Source organism: Duganella radicis, from assembly GCF_009720825.1.
Classification (GTDB): domain Bacteria; phylum Pseudomonadota; class Gammaproteobacteria; order Burkholderiales; family Burkholderiaceae_D; genus Rugamonas; species Rugamonas radicis.
The window spans coordinates 1-3,389 of sequence record NZ_WNKY01000098.1; the positions used below are offsets into that span (position 1 = coordinate 1).

Consider the following 3,389-nt stretch of genomic DNA (forward strand, 5'->3'; position numbering starts at 1 on the left):
GGCCCGGCCCCCGGCGGCGCGGGCGGCAAGGGCGCCGCCACAGCCGAGGCCCCGGCCGCGGCCGCGGCTAACCATATCACGCTGACCAACCTGAGCTCCTGGACCTTCGGCGAATTGCCGGAGCTGCTGGAAATCGCCCAGGGCAAGCTGACGCTGATCGGCTTCCCGGCGCTGGTGGACAAGGGCACGCATTGCGACCTCGAAGTGTTCGACGACCCGACGGTGGCCGCGCGCACCCACCGCGTCGGCCTGCGCCGCCTGTTCGCCTTGCAGATGAAGGACCAGATCAAGTTCATCGAAAAGAGCATCCCCAATCTGCAGCAAATGGGCATGCAGTTCATGAGCATGGGCACGCAGGAGGAACTGCGCGAGCAGATCATCAACAAGGCGCTGGACATCGCCTGCCTGCAAGATCCGCTGCCGATCGACGCCGCCAGCTTCGCCAAACGCAAGGACGAAGGCAAGTCGCGCCTGGTGCTGCTGGTGAACGAGATCGCGCGCCTGCTGTCGCAGGTGCTGACCGAGTTCCACGGCTTGCCGAAACGCCTGCAAGGGTTGCCGCAGCCGGCCGCGCAGGACATGCAGCAGCAGTTGCAAGGACTGGTGCACAAGCGTTTCCTGCAAGAGAACGAATACAGCCAGCTGTCGCACTTCCCGCGCTACCTGAAGGCGATCAACGTGCGCATTGAGAAACTGCGCGGCGATCCGGCGCGCGACACCAGGCTGATGGCGGAATGGCAGCAGGCGGCGGCGCCCTGGCTGCGCGCCAGCCGCGACAAATCGGCCGGCAAGAACACTGACCCGAAGCTGGTCGAATTCCGCTGGATGCTGGAGGAATTGCGCGTGTCCTTGTTCGCGCAGGAATTGCGCACGCCGATGCCGGTGTCAGTCAAGCGCTTGCAGAAGGTGTGGGAGTCGATGCAGCGTTAAGCGCGCTGCCGTACGCAGGCCGCGGCGGCTTTCGGCTAGACTGATTGGCAACAGGAGGACGTTGCGATGGTCAAAACCGGGAAGCTGCTGCGAAGCCTGATCCGCGCCGGCACGCGCACAGCGAAACTGATCGCCGCCGCCACCACACCGCCCAAACCCGTACGCAAACGCGCCGCCGCCAAACCCCACGCCAAGACGCCGTGCCCCGCCACCGCGCCGGGCGCCGCCGCGCCACGCGCCGCTGCTTCTCGCGCCGCTGCTGCTCGCACCGCTACGCCGCGCCCCGCCGCGTCGGTCGCCGCGGGGGCGCGCACCGCCGTCGCGCCGGGCAAATGGCTCTCCTCGCACGTCCCCACCGCGGCCGGGCAGCGCATGAACTACTGGCTCTACCTGCCCGACCATCCCGCCCAACCGGAAGGCCGGCCCCTGATCGTCATGCTGCACGGCTGCCGCCAGACCGCCACCCAGTTCGCGCAAGGCACGCGCATGAACCTGTGGGCCGAGAAGAAAGGCTACGCCGTCCTCTACCCGCAACAGCTATTGAGCCACCATGCCCACCGCTGCTGGAAATGGTACGAACGCGCCACCCAGGACGGCGGCGGCGACGTCCCCACCATCGTCGGCATCATCCACCAAGTGATGACGCAATATCCCATCGACCGCCGCCGCGTCTACGTGGCCGGCATCTCCGCCGGCGCCGGCATGGCCAACATCCTGGCGCTGAACCACCCAGGACTGTTCGCCGCCGTCGGCCTGCACTCCGGCCCGGTGTTCGGCGCCGGCCAGAACACCCTGACCGCCATCGGCGTCATGCGCCACGGCGCCGGCCTGCGCGCCGACGGCGCAGCCCACGACATCCTGCAACGCCAGCCGCCATTCCCCGGCATGCCCGCGATCCTGATCCAGGGCCTGGCCGACACCGTGGTCCGCCCGATCAACCAGGCGCAATTGATGCGCCAAAGCCTGCTGCTGAACCGCCTTTCCGGCCCCGCCAAGATCACGCAAAAAGCCCGCAGCAGCCTGCACGACTTCTACGTCGGCCGCAAGCTCATGCTGCGCGCCGTGCAGATCGAACAACTGGAACACGCATGGTCGGGCGGCGATCCGGCGCTGCCCTTCAACGCCAAGGGGAGCCCGGACGCCAGCAGGATGATGGTGGAATTCTTCGGCCGTCACCGCAGAAGCTGATCATCCCAGCCGGCGATCCTGCTGACGCGGCCCTGCGCATCCAGCGTGACGATGGTTGGGATATTGTGCACGCCGAAAGCGCGGAAGATCGCGCCATCCTGATCCAGCGCCAGCGGAATCGTGCTGCGGTTCTGTTTTGCGTACTCGGCCAGCTCGGCGTGCGAGGTCCACAACGGCGACGCGATGCCGATCCATTCGGTGCCCTTATCCCTGGCCAGCTTTTCGGCCTCGATGCGCACGCGTTCGCAGGCGGCGGCGGTGGCGGGACGGGTTTCGCGCAAATACGATTCGCACCACGGCGAGAAGAACACCAGCGCACGCGGCTTGCCGGCGCCCAGCGTCATCTTCTTGCCCGCCAGCGTGACCAGGCTGATGCCGCGCACCTTGTCGCCCGGCTTGAACGTGGTGGGTGCGCCGCCTTGTGGTGCGAGCGCGATGGCGTCGCTGTCTGGCGCGGTATTCGCCACGCGCTCCAGCGCCGCATGCAACTCCGCGTCGTCCAGGTGGCCGATGTGGACGATGCGGCCGTTCGCGTCGATCACAATGTGCTGCGGCGTGACGCGCAAATTCAGCTTGCCGGCCAGGCTGCCGTCATCGACCACCGTCGGCATGTGCAACTGGTACCTGGCGATGAACGCGCGGATATCGGCGTCCGTCTCGCTGTAGCCGGTATTCACCGACACCACCGCGATACGCTTGCCATATTGCTGATAGAGTTTCTCAAAGCCCGGTGCCTGCTCGTTGCAAGGCTTGCACCAGGTCGCCCAGAATTTCAGATACACCGGCTGCTTGCCATACAGCGCGGCCAGATCGATGCGCTGTCCGTCGATGGAGGTCAGCGCGGCGGAGGGGCCGGGCTGACCGATCAACGCCTTGCCGGCCAACTGCGCCCGCTGCTTGCCGCTCCCGCTGGCATCATCCGCCAACGCCGTTCCGGCCAGCGCCACCAGTAAAACCAACCCCAAGCTCCATTTCATGATCCACCCTTGATGAGTTCATTGACAAGCCATCCTACTCCCGTCTTGGCGCAGCCAAAAGGGGCAAGAACCATCTGAATGACCAGGCCATGAAACGGGAGGATATAGGGTAGGGGTCTTTTTTTTTCGGCGTTTTACTAAAATTGCCTACTCTGTACTATCTCCTACTAATCGCTGATATTTCACGCTAGCGCAGGAATAAACGGAACTAAAAGCGCGCGTCATCGCTCTAATAACTATGCACCACAGATATTTTAGTAACCCATAGCGCGCTGTAGTAACGCTTAGCCGGAA

Annotated in this window: 3 protein-coding genes; 2 read left to right on the forward strand and 1 reads right to left on the reverse strand. The window is 65.0% G+C overall.

The features are described from left to right. Both GM676_RS31115 and GM676_RS31120 read left to right on the forward strand, forming a co-directional pair. On the forward strand, positions 1-930 hold a 930-nt coding region (locus GM676_RS31115), incomplete at its 5' end, for a DUF3418 domain-containing protein (RefSeq protein WP_229262939.1). Between the two features lie 66 nt (positions 931-996). Continuing rightward, entirely contained in the window at positions 997-2,118 is a 1,122-nt protein-coding gene (locus GM676_RS31120) for an extracellular catalytic domain type 1 short-chain-length polyhydroxyalkanoate depolymerase (RefSeq protein ID WP_170304395.1), read from the forward strand. On the opposite strand, the gene GM676_RS31125 is transcribed toward GM676_RS31120, so the two are convergent. Continuing rightward, on the reverse strand, positions 2,103-3,095 hold the full coding sequence (locus GM676_RS31125; protein WP_155468434.1) for a TlpA disulfide reductase family protein: 993 nt from the start codon (positions 3,093-3,095) through the stop codon (positions 2,103-2,105). The genes GM676_RS31120 and GM676_RS31125 overlap by 16 nt on opposite strands. Between the last annotated feature and the right edge of the window lie 294 nt (positions 3,096-3,389).